We start from the raw sequence: 13901 nt of genomic DNA, 5'->3' as shown, positions 1-13901 counted from the left end.
GACAAGCTGATCGTCGACGTCGAGACCAAGCAGGCGATGCGTCCGCGTGACGCCATGGCCTCCGCCGGTAAGACCCTGGTCGAGCTGTTCGGTCTCGCGCGCGAGCTGAACATCGACGCCGAGGGCATCGACATGGGTCCGTCCCCGACGGACGCCGCGCTCGCCGCTGATCTGGCGCTGCCGATCGAGGAGCTGGAGCTCACCGTTCGGTCGTACAACTGCCTCAAGCGTGAGGGCATCCACTCCGTGGGTGAGCTGGTCGCGCGCAGCGAGGCGGACCTGCTCGACATCCGCAACTTCGGTGCGAAGTCGATCGACGAGGTCAAGGCGAAGCTGGCCGGCATGGGCCTGGCCCTGAAGGACAGCCCGCCCGGATTCGACCCGACCGCTGCCGCCGACGCCTTCGGCGCCGACGACGACGCGGACGCCGGGTTCGTCGAGACCGAGCAGTACTAAGCGTTCCGCGGGGAGGCTGTACTGCGTCCGCCGGCCGGTTGTGGCTGGTCGCGCAGTTCCCCGCGCCCCTTCCAGATGCCCCTTCGGGGGCATCTGGATCTCCGACGGGCGTCCGCCCGCTCGGATACTGACCTCGGTACCTGATACGGCCGGGGCAGACACACAGGAGAAGAATCATGCCGAAGCCCACCAAGGGTGCCCGTCTGGGCGGCAGCGCCGCGCACGAGAAGCTGCTTCTCGCGAACCTCGCGAAGAGCCTCTTCGAGCACGGCCGTATCACCACCACCGAGGCGAAGGCGCGCAAGCTGCGTCCGTACGCCGAGCGTCTGGTCACCAAGGCGAAGAAGGGCGACCTTCACAACCGCCGTCAGGTGCTCCAGGTGATCACGGACAAGAGCGTCGTCCACACGCTCTTCACCGAGATCGGCCCGCGCTACGAGAACCGTCCGGGTGGCTACACCCGCATCACCAAGATCGGTAACCGCCGTGGCGACAACGCGCCCATGGCCGTCATCGAGCTGGTCGAGGCGCTGACGGTGGCGCAGCAGGCGACCGGTGAGGCCGAGGCCGCGACCAAGCGTGCCGCCAAGGACACCGAGGCTGCTGCTGAGGTCAAGGCCGAGGAGACCGAGGTCGAGTCGACCGAGGCTGCCGAGGAGTCGAAGGACGCGTAAGCGTTCTGCGCCCCTTCGGGGTGTCGGCGGGTCCGTTCCTTTCAGGAGCGGGCCCGCTTTCTCGTACCTGAGAGGATCTGCACGTGAGTGATGAAGTACAGCCTGGGTACGTCCGCGTGCGGCTGGACCTTTCCTACGACGGGACCGAGTTCTCCGGGTGGGCCAAGCAGGCCGGCGGACGGCGGACCGTGCAGGGGGAGATCGAGGACGCGCTGCGGACCGTCACCCGGTCGCGGGATACGACGTACGAGCTGACCGTGGCCGGGCGGACGGACGCCGGGGTGCACGCGCGGGGGCAGGTCGCCCATGTCGATCTGCCGGAGGCGATCTGGCGTGAGCATCACGAGAAGCTGCTGAAGCGGCTCGCCGGACGTCTGCCGAGGGATGTGCGGGTCTGGGCCCTGCGCGAGGCGCCGAGCGGCTTCAACGCGCGGTTCTCGGCCGTCTGGCGGCGGTACGCCTACCGGGTCACCGACAACCCGGGGGGTGTCGACCCGCTGCTGCGCAACCACGTCCTGTGGCACGACTGGCCGCTCGACGTGGACGCCATGAACGAGGCGGCCCGGCACCTGCTCGGCGAGCACGACTTCGCCGCGTACTGCAAGAAGCGCGAGGGCGCGACGACCATTCGTACGCTCCAGGAGTTGAGCCTGGCCAAGGGCGACGACGGGATCATCACCGCGACCGTCCGGGCCGACGCCTTCTGCCACAACATGGTGCGCTCGCTCATCGGGGCGCTGCTGTTCGTGGGGGACGGCCACCGGGGGCCCGAGTGGCCGGGGAAGGTGCTGGCCGCGGGCGTGCGGGACTCGGCCGTCCATGTCGTACGGCCGCACGGGCTGACGCTGGAGGAGGTCGGCTACCCGGCCGACGAGCTGCTCGCCGCGCGCAGCAAGGAGGCGCGGAACAAGCGGACGCTGCCCGGGGCCGGCTGCTGCTGAGCCGGCCCCCGGGTGGCGCGGATCAGCCGTTCGCGGCGGCGGAGGCCTGGGTCTCGCCGCGGCGGCGGATCTGCTGGAAGGCGGACTCGGCGAGGTCGTCGCCGGTCGTGAAGACCGCCGTGTCCTTCGTGGTCACGCTCTTGCCGTTGGTGAAGCCCGTGATCGTGAAGTAGGCGTAGCGGCCGTAGGAGTTGGTCGTCGAGCGGCAGATCGCGCCGTTGCAGAACGCCTTGACGCCGCTGCCGGTGAGGGCCTTGACGATGCTCTTGCTGTCGGACTGGCTCTTCACCTTCAGCGCCTGGGCCTCGGTGTCGAAGATCGCCACGCCGACCGTCACCGCGATGTCGCCCTTGGTGTAGGTGACCCGCAGCAGACGCGTGCAGTCGTTGGCGGTGAGCACCTTGGGCAGGGTGCCCTGGACGCCCGTGGCGCAGGTCGTGGAGTCGGCCGCCGGACCCTTCTTGTACACGTTGGAGCCCATGGTGAGCTGCGTGCCGGGGAAGAGGAGGTCCGGGCTGATGGGGGCCTTGTCCTTGGCCTTGCTGGAGACGAAGTCCTTCGGGTCCAGCGGCGGTGGGGCGCTGGTCGGCGCGAAGGACGGCGTGCCGGACGCGCTCGGCAGATCGGCGCTCGCGGGCAGCGAGGACGTCGGCCGGTTGGCCTCGTCGTCGCCGGCGGACACCACGCCCATCGCGACGGCCGTGCCGATCCCGAGCGTGGCGAGCACGCCGCCGCCTATGAGGAACACCCGCTTGCGTTTGTTGCGTGTCTCGGACGCCTCGGCCAGCGCGGCCCAGTCCGGGGACGCGCCGTCGCTGTCACCGGTCCACGGCTGCTGGGAGTTCGGTTTCCACGGATCCCACTGGGACGGAGGTCCCCCCTGCCCATAGCTCATGGGCCGCATCTTAGACGGGGCCAGAGGTGTGCTGTTCCGCCTCAACAGGCTCCCCTGCCCCTAGCGTTCGGTGGATGAGTACGGGCAAAAGCGATATCTCCGGATGGTTGGTACAGCGTTCTCCCTGGCCGTTGTGGCTGGGTCTGGTGGCGGTGCTGGGCGCGATGGCGGGACATGTGGCGCGGGCCACCCCGGACGGCGGGATGGACAACGCGATCGTGGTGGGGGCGGCGCGGCTCTGGCTGGCGGGCGGCTCCCCGTACGACGACGCGCACTTCCTGTACCTGCCGAGCGCGGTCGTGGCGGCCGCCCCGCAGACCCTGCTCCCGCCGATCGCGCTGCGCGTGCTGGTGCCGACGGTGGTGACGGTCTGCCTGGCGGGCGGCTGGGCGTGCGCGCTGCGCATGCACGGGATCGTCCTGCGCAGCCGGTTCGCGGTGCTCGGCCTCGCGGGACTCTCGGTGGGCTTCGCGCCCTTCGGCCACCTCGTGCTGCTGGGGAACTGGACGGTGACGGCGGTGCTCGCGCTGCCGCTGGGGCTGCTGCTGGTGAGCCGGGGCCGGTGGGTGGCGGCGGGCGCGCTGATCGGTCTGGCGCTGGCGCTGAAGCCGCTGCTGGCCCCGCTGGCGCTGCTGTTCGTCTTCGCCCGCCGGTGGCGGGCCCTGGCCGTGCTGCTGCTGGTGCCGGCCGCCGTCTCCGGGTTCTGCGCGCTGCTGCTGCCCGACCCGGCCGGCTTCCTCACCCGGACCCTGCCGTTCCTGCTGAGCGGCCACGACGCCTTCGTACGGCTCTACGAGGCCTCTCCGGCCGCGGTGCTGCCCCGGCTGGGGGTGCCCGGGCCCGTCGCTCAGGGGCTGGCGCTGGTGGCGTCCGCCGCGGGGGTGGGGTGCGCGTATCTGCGCTGGCGGCGGGCGGACCCCGGGCCGCTGCGGCCGGCGGAGACCGCCGCGGGGCTGATGCTGTCGGCGTTCCTGGTGTCCAGGCCGTCGTACGACCACTATCTGCTGGTGGTGATGCCGCTGCTGCTCGCCGGGCTGCCGTACGCGGGCTCGGTGGCGCGCCGGCCGTGGTTCTGGGTGGCGCTGGTGCCGCAGGTCCCGGGGCTGGTCTGGCCGTATCTGGAGCCGGTGCGGCGGCGGGCGTTCAAGGACGCGTTCACGCTGTGTGTGCTGGCGGCGACGGTGGCCGCGCACGGGGCGGGGGGCCGGGTGCGGGGCGGTCAGGGGCGTGGTCCGGGATCTTCGTCGGGCCCAGGAACGAGCCGAGAAGCGGTCGTGAGACGGCGCCGTTTTGACCCTTCCGGGTCACCCCGGTAAGCTGCTTGTTCGTTGTGTATTGGCTTGCTCATTCTCACGGGACGGGCCCTTACACCGGTCCACCGGGCCGATGACCAGCGACCTGCACGCGGTATGCGTCACCGCAGTGCGGTCAGGGCTGTCGTGATCGTCTTCGGTGAGCCTGTCAGGACCATTCACTGAAGAAGCGAAGGCTACGAACCGTGCGTACGTACAGCCCCAAGCCCGGCGATGTGACGCGCCAGTGGCACGTCATCGACGCTCAGGACATCGTCCTGGGCCGTCTCGCGAGCACTGCCGCCTCCATCCTGCGTGGCAAGCACAAGCCGATCTACGCCCCTCACGTCGACACCGGTGACTTCGTCATCATCATCAACGCCGACAAGGTGCACCTGTCCGGCAACAAGCGGACCCAGAAGATGGCGTACCGCCACTCCGGCTACCCGGGTGGTCTGCGCTCCGTCCGCTACGACGAGCTGCTGGACAAGAACCCCGAGAAGGCCATCGAGAAGGCCGTCAAGGGCATGCTCCCGAAGAACACGCTGGGCCGTCAGATGCTCTCGAAGCTGAAGGTCTACAAGGGTGACCAGCACCCGCACGGCGCGCAGCAGCCGCAGCCGTTCGAGATCACCCAGGTCGCGCAGTAACACCGGCCAGACCAAACCAAGCCAAAGAGAGTCTGAGGAATCACCGTGGCTGAGACCACTGCCGAGCAGCCGCTCGAAGAGACCGAGCTCGTCGACATCGACAGCTACACCACCGAGTCCGAGGTCCCCGTCGAGGGCGAGTACACCTCTGAGTCGCTGGCCTCCCGCTTCGGCGAGCCGCAGCCGGCCGCCGGCCTGGGCCGTCGCAAGAACGCCATCGCCCGCGTCCGGATCGTCCCGGGCACCGGCAAGTGGAAGATCAACGGTCGCACCCTCGAGGACTACTTCCCGAACAAGGTGCACCAGCAGGAAGTCAACGAGCCCTTCAAGGTGCTCGAGCTCGAGGGCCGCTACGACGTCATCGCCCGCATCGCGGGTGGCGGTGTCTCCGGTCAGGCCGGTGCGCTCCGTCTCGGTGTCGCCCGTGCGCTGAACGAGGCCGACGTCGACAACAACCGCGGCGCGCTCAAGAAGGCCGGCTTCCTCCGCCGCGACGACCGTGCGGTCGAGCGCAAGAAGGCCGGTCTCAAGAAGGCCCGCAAGGCCCCGCAGTACAGCAAGCGCTAAGCTTCGCTGCCTGCTCGTACGTATCGGAGCGAGCCTCCTGGCTCGCTCCCCACGTACTCCGAACGCCCCGGCGGCACGCCATTGTGCCGTCGGGGCGTTCGTTTTCTCGCAGCCGTGGGCGTATAACGGCACAAGGTGCTCAAAGGCTTGTGTGATCGGATGTTCAGGGCATCAAATGCCTGGGATGCGGGAGCCGCTCCGACATCGAACGCGGCCGCACTGCCTTTGAAACTGACGCTTCCTCAGGAGGACAAGTGGGACGACTCTTCGGCACGGACGGCGTGCGCGGTGTCGCCAACGCGGATCTGACGGCCGAGATGGCCCTCGGTCTGTCCGTGGCCGCGGCGCACGTGCTGGCCGAGGCGGGCACCTTCGAGGGTCACCGGCCGGTGGCTGTCGTGGGCCGGGACCCGCGCGCGTCCGGGGAGTTCCTGGAGGCCGCCGTGGTGGCCGGCCTGGCGAGCGCCGGCGTGGACGTGCTGAAGGTCGGCGTGCTGCCGACGCCCGCCGTGGCCTATCTCACCGGTGTGCTCGGCGCCGACCTCGGCGTGATGCTCTCCGCGAGCCACAACGCCATGCCCGACAACGGGATCAAGTTCTTCGCCCGCGGCGGCCACAAGCTCGCCGACGAGCTGGAGGACAGGATCGAGCACGTGTTCGAGGAGCACCGGCGCGGTGAGCCGTGGCAGCGGCCGACCGGGTCCGGGGTCGGACGGGTGCGCTCCTACGACGAGGGGTTCGACCGCTACGTCGCGCACCTCATCGCCGTCCTCCCGAACCGGCTCGACGGGCTGAGGATCGTCCTGGACGAGGCGCACGGTGCGGCGGCGTGGGTGTCGCCGGAGGCGTTCGCGCGGGCCGGGGCCGAGGTCGTCACGATCGGGGCCGAGCCGGACGGGCTGAACATCAACGACGGGTGCGGGTCGACGCATCTGGACAAGCTGAAGGCGGCCGTGGTCGAGCACGGGGCCGACCTCGGTATCGCGCACGACGGGGACGCGGACCGCTGCCTCGCCGTGGACCACGGTGGCGAGGAGATCGACGGGGACCAGATCCTCTCCGTGCTGGCCCTTTCCATGCGGGAGCGCGGGGTGCTGCGGTCCGACACGGTGGTCGCGACCGTGATGTCCAACCTCGGGTTCAAGCTCGCCATGGAGCGGGAGGGGATCCATCTCGTCCAGGCGGCGGTCGGTGACCGGTACGTGCTGGAGGAGATGAAGGAGCATGGGTACGCGCTGGGCGGCGAGCAGTCCGGGCACGTGATCATTCTCGATCACGCGACCACGGGTGACGGGACGCTGACCGGGCTCATGCTGGCGGCACGGGTCGCGCAGACCGGGCGGTCGCTGCGGGAGCTGGTGTCCGTGATGGAGCGGCTGCCGCAGGTGCTGATCAATGTGCCGGATGTGGACCGGTCCCGGGTCGGGGAGTCGGCGGAGCTCGCGGCCGCCGTCGCCGACGCGGAGCGGGAGCTGGGGGCGACCGGGCGGGTGCTGCTGCGGCCTTCCGGGACCGAGCCGCTGGTGCGGGTGATGGTCGAGGCGGCCGACATCGATCAGGCCCGGTCCGTCGCCGGGCGGCTGGCCGATGTGGTGAAGTCCGCGCTGGGTTAGGCGCGGAGCGGGGTGGGGGGATCTGTGGGATGCGGGCCGCGGCTTCGTCGTGGCCGGTCGCGCAGTTCCCCGCGCCCCTGAAGGCGGGCTCCCCTACTCCGCGCTGACACGTCCCCGTTGTTTCGCCCAGAGCCACTTCTGGGTCAGGAGGGTCAGTGTGCCGGCCAGGACGATGCCGAGCAGGTTCAGCAGGAGCTGTTCCGTCGAGCCCCAGGTCTGCCCGGTGTCGCCGTAGCTGAGGGCCACCGCCGCGTTGGCCGCTGCCGGGACCGTGGTGACCGAGATGGCGACGCCGACCAGGGCTCCCGACTTCGCCGAGGTGAGCGAGAGGGTGCCCGCGGCTCCGGCCAGGACGGCCACGACGAAGGAGAACCAGTCCGGGGCGTAGATGAAGCCCGTGTTCGGACGGTCCGCCTCCAGCTGCTCCTGGGTGAACAGGCCCACGGCGTCCATGAAGAGGCTGAAGCCCGCCGTCACCGCCATCGCCACCGCGAAGCCCACCAGCAGGGCGGACAGGGAACGGGCCGCCAGCCGTGGCGCGCGCTGCACGATCGCCGTGCAGACACCGGCCAGCGGTCCGAACTCCGGGCCCACCGCCATGGCCCCCACGATCAGGACCGCGTTGTCGAGGACCACACCGCAGGCCGCGATCATCGTGGCCAGCGTGATGAACGCGACGTAGGTGACGGAGAGCGTCGACTCCTCGTGGGTGGCGTCCGTGAGGTGCTCCCACAGGACCGCGTCGGCACCCTCGCCCGGGGCCTCCGCCTCGGCCTTGTCGGCCCGCAGGGACAGCGAGAGGTCGATGTTCTCCACCGCGATCGAGCCGGTCCGCTCCAGGTCCAGGTCCTGGAGCCCGGTGAGGAGTTCGTCACCGGCCTCGCGGGCGACGTCGCACAGGACGACGTCACCGGAGGGGTTCCGGGCCGTCCCCGGCAGCACCACCAGGTGGGCGGTGCCGACGGTGTTCTCGATCAGGCGGACCACGTCGTCGGTCTTCTCCGGCGGCGTGATCAGGCGCAGATGCAGCATGGCGGCAGCGTAGCCGTCACAGTTTGCGCAGGCTCAGGCGCTGCACCTTGTGGTCGGGGCCCTTGCGGACGACCAGGGTGGCCCGGCCGCGGGTGGGGGCGATGTTCTCCACCAGGTTGGGCTTGTTGATGGTGCGCCACATCGTGCGGGCGTAGTCCAGGGCCTCGTCCTCGGAGACCTGGGTGTACTTCGTGAAGTACGAGTTCGGGTCCTGGAAGGCCGTGTCGCGCAGCTTGCGGAAGCGGTTGAGGTACCAGCGCTCGATGTCCTCGGTGCGCGCGTCGACGTACACGCTGAAGTCGAAGTAGTCGGCGAGGCCGACGCGGGTGCGGCCGTCGTTGCCGGGGAGGGCGGGCTGGAGGACGTTCAGGCCCTCGACGATCAGGATGTCGGGGCGGCGCACGGTGAGCTTCTCGCCGGGGACGATGTCGTAGATCAGGTGGGAGTAGACGGGGGCGGTGACCTCGTCCTTGCCCGCCTTGATGTCGGCGACGAAGCGGGTCAGGGCGCGGCGGTCGTAGGACTCGGGGAAACCTTTCCGCGACATCAGGCCGCGGGCCTCCAGCTCCCGGGTGGGCAGGAGGAAACCGTCGGTGGTGACCAGCTCGACGCGCGGGTGCTCCGGCCAGCGGGAGAGCAGGGCCTGGAGGAGCCGGGCGACCGTGGACTTGCCGACGGCCACGGAGCCGGCGACCCCTATGACGAAGGGGGTGCCCGACTGGGAGCCCTGTTCGCCGAGGAAGGTGTTGAGCGCGCCCCGCAGGCCGTCCGTGGCGCCGATGTAGAGGTTGAGGAGCCGGGACAGCGGCAGATAGATGTCGCGGACCTCGTCGAGGTCGATGACGTCACCCAGGCCGCGCAGGCGCTCGACCTCCTCGGCGGTCAGCGGCAGCGGCGTCTTCTCACGCAGCGCGCTCCACTCGGGGCGGGTGAGGTCGACGTAGGGAGTCGCCTCCGGCCTGTGCCGGTGGGCGCTCCGGGGCATCGAGGAGACCGGAGAGATCACAGTCCATTGTTAACGGAGTTTGAACGGGATGGCGGGTGGGGTCCGTCACGTACCGGTCCATGGGTGGGCCTTCGTACCCCCGTGGGAATTTCCGAATTCGGGCACGTGAAGGCTCTTTCGGGGCGCTCGTCGGCCGTAGGCTGCCGCGCATGTGCGGAATCGTGGGATACGTGGGGTCTCAGTCGGCGCTCGAGGTCGTCATGGCCGGGCTGAAGCGACTGGAGTACCGGGGGTACGACTCGGCGGGTGTCGCCGTCCCGGCGGACGGCGGGCTCGCCGCCGCGAAGAGAGCGGGCAAGCTCGTCAATCTGGAGAAGGAGCTGAGCGAGCGGCCGTTGCCGACCGGGACGACCGGCATCGGTCACACCCGGTGGGCCACGCACGGAGGGCCGACGGACGCCAACGCGCATCCGCACCTCGACAACGCGGGTCGCGTCGCCGTCGTCCACAACGGGATCATCGAGAACTTCGCCGTGCTGCGGGCCGAGCTGGCCGAGCGGGGGCACGAGCTGCTCTCCGAGACCGACACCGAGGTGGTCGCCCATCTGCTCGCCGAGGAGTTCTCGGTGACGGCCGATCTCGCCGAGTCCATGCGGCTGGTGTGCCGGCGGCTGGAGGGGGCGTTCACGCTGGTCGCGGTGCACGCCGACGAGCCGGACGTGGTCGTCGGGGCGCGCCGGAACTCGCCGCTCGTGGTCGGTGTCGGAGAGGGCGAGGCCTTCCTCGCCTCCGACGTCGCCGCGTTCATCGCCCACACGCGGTCGGCGATCGAGCTGGGGCAGGACCAGGTCGTGGAGCTGCGGCGGGACGGGGTGACGGTCACCGGCTTCGACGGACGCCCGGCCGACGTCCGCTCGTACCACGTCGACTGGGACGCGTCGGCGGCGGAGAAGGGCGGCTACGACTACTTCATGCTCAAGGAGATCGCCGAGCAGCCCAAGGCGGTCGCCGACACCCTGCTCGGGCGGATCGACGTCTCGGGCTCGCTGACCCTGGACGAGGTGCGGATCAGCGCCTCCGAGCTGCGGAAGGTCGACAAGGTCGTCATCGTCGCCTGCGGTACGGCCTTCCACGCGGGGCTCATCGCCAAGTACGCCATCGAGCACTGGACGCGCATCCCGTGCGAGGTGGAGCTGGCGAGCGAGTTCCGCTACCGGGACCCGATCCTGGACTCGCGGTCGCTGGTCATCGCCATCTCCCAGTCCGGCGAGACCATGGACACGCTGATGGCGCTGCGGCACGCCCGGGAGCAGGGGTCGAAGGTGCTCGCCATCTGCAACACCAACGGGTCGACGATTCCGCGCGAGTCGGACGCCGTGCTGTACACGCACGCCGGGCCCGAGGTGGCGGTCGCGTCCACGAAGGCGTTCCTGACGCAGCTGGTGGCCTGCTACCTCGTCGCCCTGTATCTGGGGCAGGTGCGCGGCACCAAGTGGGGGGACGAGATCTCCGCCGTCATCCGGGACCTCGCGCGGATCTCCGGGTCGGTCGAGCGGGTGCTGGAGACCATGGAGCCGGTGCGGGAGCTGGCGCGGTCGCTGGCCGACAAGAAGACCGTGCTGTTCCTCGGCCGGCACGTGGGGTATCCGGTGGCGCTGGAGGGTGCGCTGAAGCTGAAGGAGCTGGCGTACATGCACGCGGAGGGGTTCGCCGCGGGGGAGCTGAAGCACGGGCCGATCGCGCTCATCGAGGACGATCTGCCGGTCGTCGTGGTCGTGCCGTCGCCCCGGGGGCGGTCCGTCCTGCACGACAAGATCGTGTCCAACATCCAGGAGATCCGGGCGCGGGGGGCCCGCACGATCGTGATCGCGGAGGAGGGCGACGAGGCGGTGGTGCCGTACGCCGACCATCTGGTGTGGGTGCCGGTGACGCCGACGCTGTTGCAGCCGCTGGTGGCGACGGTGCCGTTGCAGGTGTTCGCCTGCGAGCTGGCGACGGCGCGGGGCAACGAGGTGGATCAGCCCCGGAACCTGGCCAAGTCCGTGACCGTGGAGTGAGGTCCGTGACCGTGGAGTGAGGCGGGGGCCGTCCCGGCGCGGGGCGGCCCCCTTCGGTCAGCCGCGGGCGTCCCGGCGGCGCCGGTTCACCGAGCGGGCCCAGCGGATCAGCGCGAACTCCAGGACACCCATGCCGAACATGCCGTGCAGGGGAGGTATGCGGTCCTCCTCGATCCGCTCGACGATGAGGTACCCGCAGATCACCGGCCAGACGGCGGCCAGCACGCCCAGCAGGACGAGGAGCGCCGTCCAGCCCCAGGCGGCCGGTCTCACGCGCCGCTCGCGGGGCGGCTTCTCGCGCTTGCGGGGCCGGGGTATCTCGTCGTCGGCGCGGGCCGGCATCCGGACCACCGCGGCCGCCGGGACGCCGGCGTCGAGCGCCGCGATCCGCTCCGGGGTGACCCCCTTGTACAGGGTCGGTTCGACGGTGACCGAGAACCCGTCGTGGCCGGTGAGGGCGCGGGCGCCGTCGGGCCGGGTGGTCATCGCCGAGACGGCGTCGAAGCGGACGGTGACCGGGCCCCTCGGTGTCACCAGGCTCACGCCCTCGGCGCCGATCACCAGCGTGACCTCGTCGTCCTCCAGGGACACGTGGCGGGTGCCGGTGACGGCGTCCGGGGAGAACTGCGGGGCGAGGGTGAACCCCGCCCAGTCGACGCCCCGGCCGGGGACCTGGAGCAGCGCGCCGTCCCACACCTCGCGGGCGACCTCGCGCAGGTCGGCGAGGGTCACCGCGTTCAGCTCGGCCCGGTGCTGGTCGGGGCTGAGGATGCGGTGGCCGAGCAGCAGGCTCAGCGCGTAGGAGGGGAGCGAGGCGGCACCCAGGTCGGGGGTGTCGTACATCTTGAGGAGCTTGGTGCGTACGGAGTCCAGTTCGGACTGCTCGATGCGGCCCGCGCGCAGCCGGGCGAGGGTGTCGACGAAGCCGCCGATCACCGCGTCCTGCTTCTGCGGAAGGGAGTCGGCGTACGCGGTGAGGGTGGCGTGGTCGGCGTCGCGCGGGGTGTAGTCGGCCTCCGCCGTGTAGGAGAAGCCGCCCTCCTGGCGCAGGTCCTGGAAGAGTGCCCGGCCGAGGACGTCCGCGTAGACGGAGGCGGCGGTGGAGCGGCGTACGACGGAGGTGAGGACCACATGGCCGTCGTCGCCGCGGATGTAGGCGGGCGTGACGGGCAGGGCGCTGGTGGGGGCGGGGGCCGGGAAGCGGGAGCCCTCCGGGAGGGTGAGGTCGAGGCCGTCGGGGACGTGGTCGCTGGTGATCCACAGGACCGCGTTGTCCCGGGTGAAGCGGGTCTTGGCCCAGTCACGTACCTGGTCGGGGGTGAGGCCGCGGGTGCCCAGCTCGGCGTAGCTGGACAGGCCGTAGCCCTGGGCGCCGTACCGCCACAGTGGCATCTGGTGCTGGGGGCCGCTGCCCCGGCCGGCCGCCTCGGTGCGCAGGATCTCCTTCTCGGTCTCCAGGCGCTCCATCGGCAGGTCCCGCAGGCCCGCGCAGACGCTGTTGAGGTAGGAGACGACCTCCTCCTCGCCGCCGGTGACGTGGAAGAGGGTGTACGCGTTCGCCGTCGCGCCGTTGTAGTGCAGGTCGGACAGGCCGAGGCGGTGCAGGGCGAGGTGCTCGACGAGGTGGGTGATCCCGGCGGTGGCCAGGGTCTCGTCGGCGCGGCCCACACGGAAGAAGAGGCCGGCGGTGATCTCGTTGCCGGACCCGGGGGCGTAGAGGGTGGGCACGCCCTGGACGGTGGTGTGGGAGAGCAGGCCGTCGAGGGCGGCCAGGCCGTCCTGGCCGTGGAGTTCGGTGGTCACCGGTGGTCGCTCCCTCGGGTCTCCAGGGCGGAATCGCGGAACGTGAGGAAGCGGGCCCTCGGGTTGCTCACGTACTGCCACGGGAACTCGGAGGCCCGGTCGCCGAGGAAGGCGAAGTGCGGGGCCGCCAGCTCGTGGTGGCCGCCGAGGGAGAAGGCGAACGCGAACGCGCTGTGCGCGCCGACCGAGTTCCAGTCGGGTCGGTAGGAGCGGTGCAGCACGGAGACCTGGGCGGCGAAGCGCAGGTCGTCGCGGACCGGCACGCCCCGCAGATAGGCGGTGCGTTCGGAGCCGTCCAGGTCCAGCCAGTGCTCGATGTGGGCGAGGGCGACCATCGCGCCGGCGCTGGTGCCGTCCGGCGCGGACGTCGCGCACTCCCGGGCGAAGCCGTGTGCCGCGTCCCAGGAACCGCCCCACTTCGGGCACACCTGCTGGAGGAGCTGGCTCTGCGCGCGGTAGAAGTGCGGGTGGTGGGCGGAGAGCCGGTCGAAGCGGCGGCGGGCCTCGGCCTGGCCCAGCTGCAGGCCGCGCGCGGTCAGCAGCCGGGCCGTCCAGGCGGGGGCGTACGCGGGCTGCTCGGCGCAGACCTCGATCAGCAGCTGCTCGGCCTTGCGCAGCCAGGCGTGGAACTGCTCGAACTGGTCGCGCGAGACATGGTTGGCGCGGGCGCCGCTGCGGATCTCCCAGCCGATGTGGATGTACCGCTCGGCGAGCAGGGTGCGGGGCAGGGGGTCACCGGGGAGGTCGGCGGCCGCCCGCTCCAGAAACGTTTCGACGCCGTCGATGTCGGCGAGCACGGCTGAGGCGGTGGAGATCTTCTCCACCGAGTCCAGCTCCGCGAACCAGGCGCGCACGGCGGGCCAGTGGCCCGCCCGGGCCGCGCTGCGCAAGGGCACCAGCTCGGGTGTGTTGTCGAACGGATCGAAGGTCGGCCCTGCCGAGCCCATGGGTCTGCCGCCGGTACTGCTCATTCCC

General features: G+C 70.8%; 13 protein-coding genes. 8 read left to right on the top strand and 5 right to left on the bottom strand.

Annotated elements, in window-relative coordinates:
* The 3 genes from ACZ6D7_RS45785 to truA all read left to right on the top strand — a co-directional run.
* On the top strand, window positions 1–456 hold a 456-nt coding region (locus tag ACZ6D7_RS45785), incomplete at its 5' end, for a DNA-directed RNA polymerase subunit alpha C-terminal domain-containing protein (protein WP_308437683.1).
* A 176-nt stretch (window positions 457–632) separates the two neighbouring features.
* The gene (gene rplQ, locus ACZ6D7_RS45780) at window positions 633–1130 is read left to right on the top strand and encodes a 50S ribosomal protein L17 (protein WP_469504521.1); all 498 of its coding nucleotides are present in this window, start codon (window positions 633–635) and stop codon (window positions 1128–1130) included.
* 83 nt (window positions 1131–1213) lie between these two features.
* Window positions 1214–2071, top strand: coding sequence for a tRNA pseudouridine(38-40) synthase TruA (truA, locus tag ACZ6D7_RS45775; RefSeq protein WP_469504518.1), 858 nt, complete (start codon window positions 1214–1216; stop codon window positions 2069–2071).
* A gap of 22 nt (window positions 2072–2093) precedes the next feature.
* On the opposite strand, the gene ACZ6D7_RS45770 is transcribed toward truA, so the two are convergent.
* Window positions 2094–2966, bottom strand: a complete 873-nt coding sequence (locus ACZ6D7_RS45770; RefSeq protein WP_469504515.1) for a hypothetical protein — start codon at window positions 2964–2966, stop codon at window positions 2094–2096.
* A 74-nt stretch (window positions 2967–3040) separates the two neighbouring features.
* On the opposite strand from ACZ6D7_RS45770, the gene ACZ6D7_RS45765 reads away from it, so the two are divergent.
* From ACZ6D7_RS45765 to glmM, 4 genes are all read left to right on the top strand, one after another.
* Window positions 3041–4282 carry a glycosyltransferase family 87 protein gene (locus ACZ6D7_RS45765; RefSeq protein WP_469504512.1) on the top strand — a complete coding sequence of 414 codons (1242 nt, stop codon included), beginning with the start codon at window positions 3041–3043 and terminating at the stop codon, window positions 4280–4282.
* Between the two features lie 182 nt (window positions 4283–4464).
* Window positions 4465–4908: a 50S ribosomal protein L13 gene (gene rplM, locus ACZ6D7_RS45760; RefSeq protein WP_189718044.1), complete on the top strand. Its 444-nt coding sequence runs from the start codon at window positions 4465–4467 to the stop codon at window positions 4906–4908.
* A 45-nt stretch (window positions 4909–4953) separates the two neighbouring features.
* Window positions 4954–5475 carry a 30S ribosomal protein S9 gene (gene rpsI, locus ACZ6D7_RS45755; protein ID WP_469504509.1) on the top strand — a complete coding sequence of 174 codons (522 nt, stop codon included), beginning with the start codon at window positions 4954–4956 and terminating at the stop codon, window positions 5473–5475.
* A gap of 254 nt (window positions 5476–5729) precedes the next feature.
* Entirely contained in the window at window positions 5730–7088 is a 1359-nt protein-coding gene (gene glmM, locus ACZ6D7_RS45750) for a phosphoglucosamine mutase (protein WP_469504507.1), read from the top strand.
* Between the two features lie 93 nt (window positions 7089–7181).
* Here the strand turns inward: glmM and ACZ6D7_RS45745 are convergent, their stop codons facing one another.
* Window positions 7182–8120: a DUF389 domain-containing protein gene (locus ACZ6D7_RS45745; protein WP_469504505.1), complete on the bottom strand. Its 939-nt coding sequence runs from the start codon at window positions 8118–8120 to the stop codon at window positions 7182–7184.
* A gap of 16 nt (window positions 8121–8136) precedes the next feature.
* The gene (gene coaA / locus ACZ6D7_RS45740; RefSeq protein WP_469504502.1) at window positions 8137–9105 is read right to left on the bottom strand and encodes a type I pantothenate kinase; all 969 of its coding nucleotides are present in this window, start codon (window positions 9103–9105) and stop codon (window positions 8137–8139) included.
* 170 nt (window positions 9106–9275) lie between these two features.
* Between coaA and glmS the strand changes: the two genes are divergently transcribed.
* On the top strand, window positions 9276–11123 hold the full coding sequence (gene glmS, locus ACZ6D7_RS45735; protein ID WP_469504500.1) for a glutamine--fructose-6-phosphate transaminase (isomerizing): 1848 nt from the start codon (window positions 9276–9278) through the stop codon (window positions 11121–11123).
* A 57-nt stretch (window positions 11124–11180) separates the two neighbouring features.
* On the opposite strand, the gene ACZ6D7_RS45730 is transcribed toward glmS, so the two are convergent.
* Both ACZ6D7_RS45730 and ACZ6D7_RS45725 read right to left on the bottom strand, forming a co-directional pair.
* The gene (locus ACZ6D7_RS45730; RefSeq protein ID WP_469504498.1) at window positions 11181–12926 is read right to left on the bottom strand and encodes a M16 family metallopeptidase; all 1746 of its coding nucleotides are present in this window, start codon (window positions 12924–12926) and stop codon (window positions 11181–11183) included.
* Entirely contained in the window at window positions 12923–13897 is a 975-nt protein-coding gene (locus ACZ6D7_RS45725) for a hypothetical protein (RefSeq protein ID WP_469504496.1), read from the bottom strand. Before ACZ6D7_RS45725 ends, ACZ6D7_RS45730 begins: the two co-directional genes overlap by 4 nt.
* Window positions 13898–13901 lie beyond the last annotated feature (4 nt).

The organism is Streptomyces sp. NPDC041784, assembly GCF_055591025.1.
Note: the sequence above shows the minus strand (reverse complement) of the source record. Positions and strands in the feature narration are given on the sequence as shown.

Coding starts and splice junctions, on each gene's coding strand:
- rplQ (WP_469504521.1), top strand. CDS start 633: ATGCCGAAGCCCACCAAGGGTGCCCGTCTGGGCGGCAGCGCCGCGCAC.
- ACZ6D7_RS45770 (WP_469504515.1), bottom strand. CDS start 2,966: ATGAGCTATGGGCAGGGGGGACCTCCGTCCCAGTGGGATCCGTGGAAA.
- ACZ6D7_RS45765 (WP_469504512.1), top strand. CDS start 3,041: ATGAGTACGGGCAAAAGCGATATCTCCGGATGGTTGGTACAGCGTTCT.
- ACZ6D7_RS45745 (WP_469504505.1), bottom strand. CDS start 8,120: ATGCTGCATCTGCGCCTGATCACGCCGCCGGAGAAGACCGACGACGTG.
- coaA (WP_469504502.1), bottom strand. CDS start 9,105: ATGCCCCGGAGCGCCCACCGGCACAGGCCGGAGGCGACTCCCTACGTC.
- glmS (WP_469504500.1), top strand. CDS start 9,276: ATGTGCGGAATCGTGGGATACGTGGGGTCTCAGTCGGCGCTCGAGGTC.
- ACZ6D7_RS45725 (WP_469504496.1), bottom strand. CDS start 13,897: ATGAGCAGTACCGGCGGCAGACCCATGGGCTCGGCAGGGCCGACCTTC.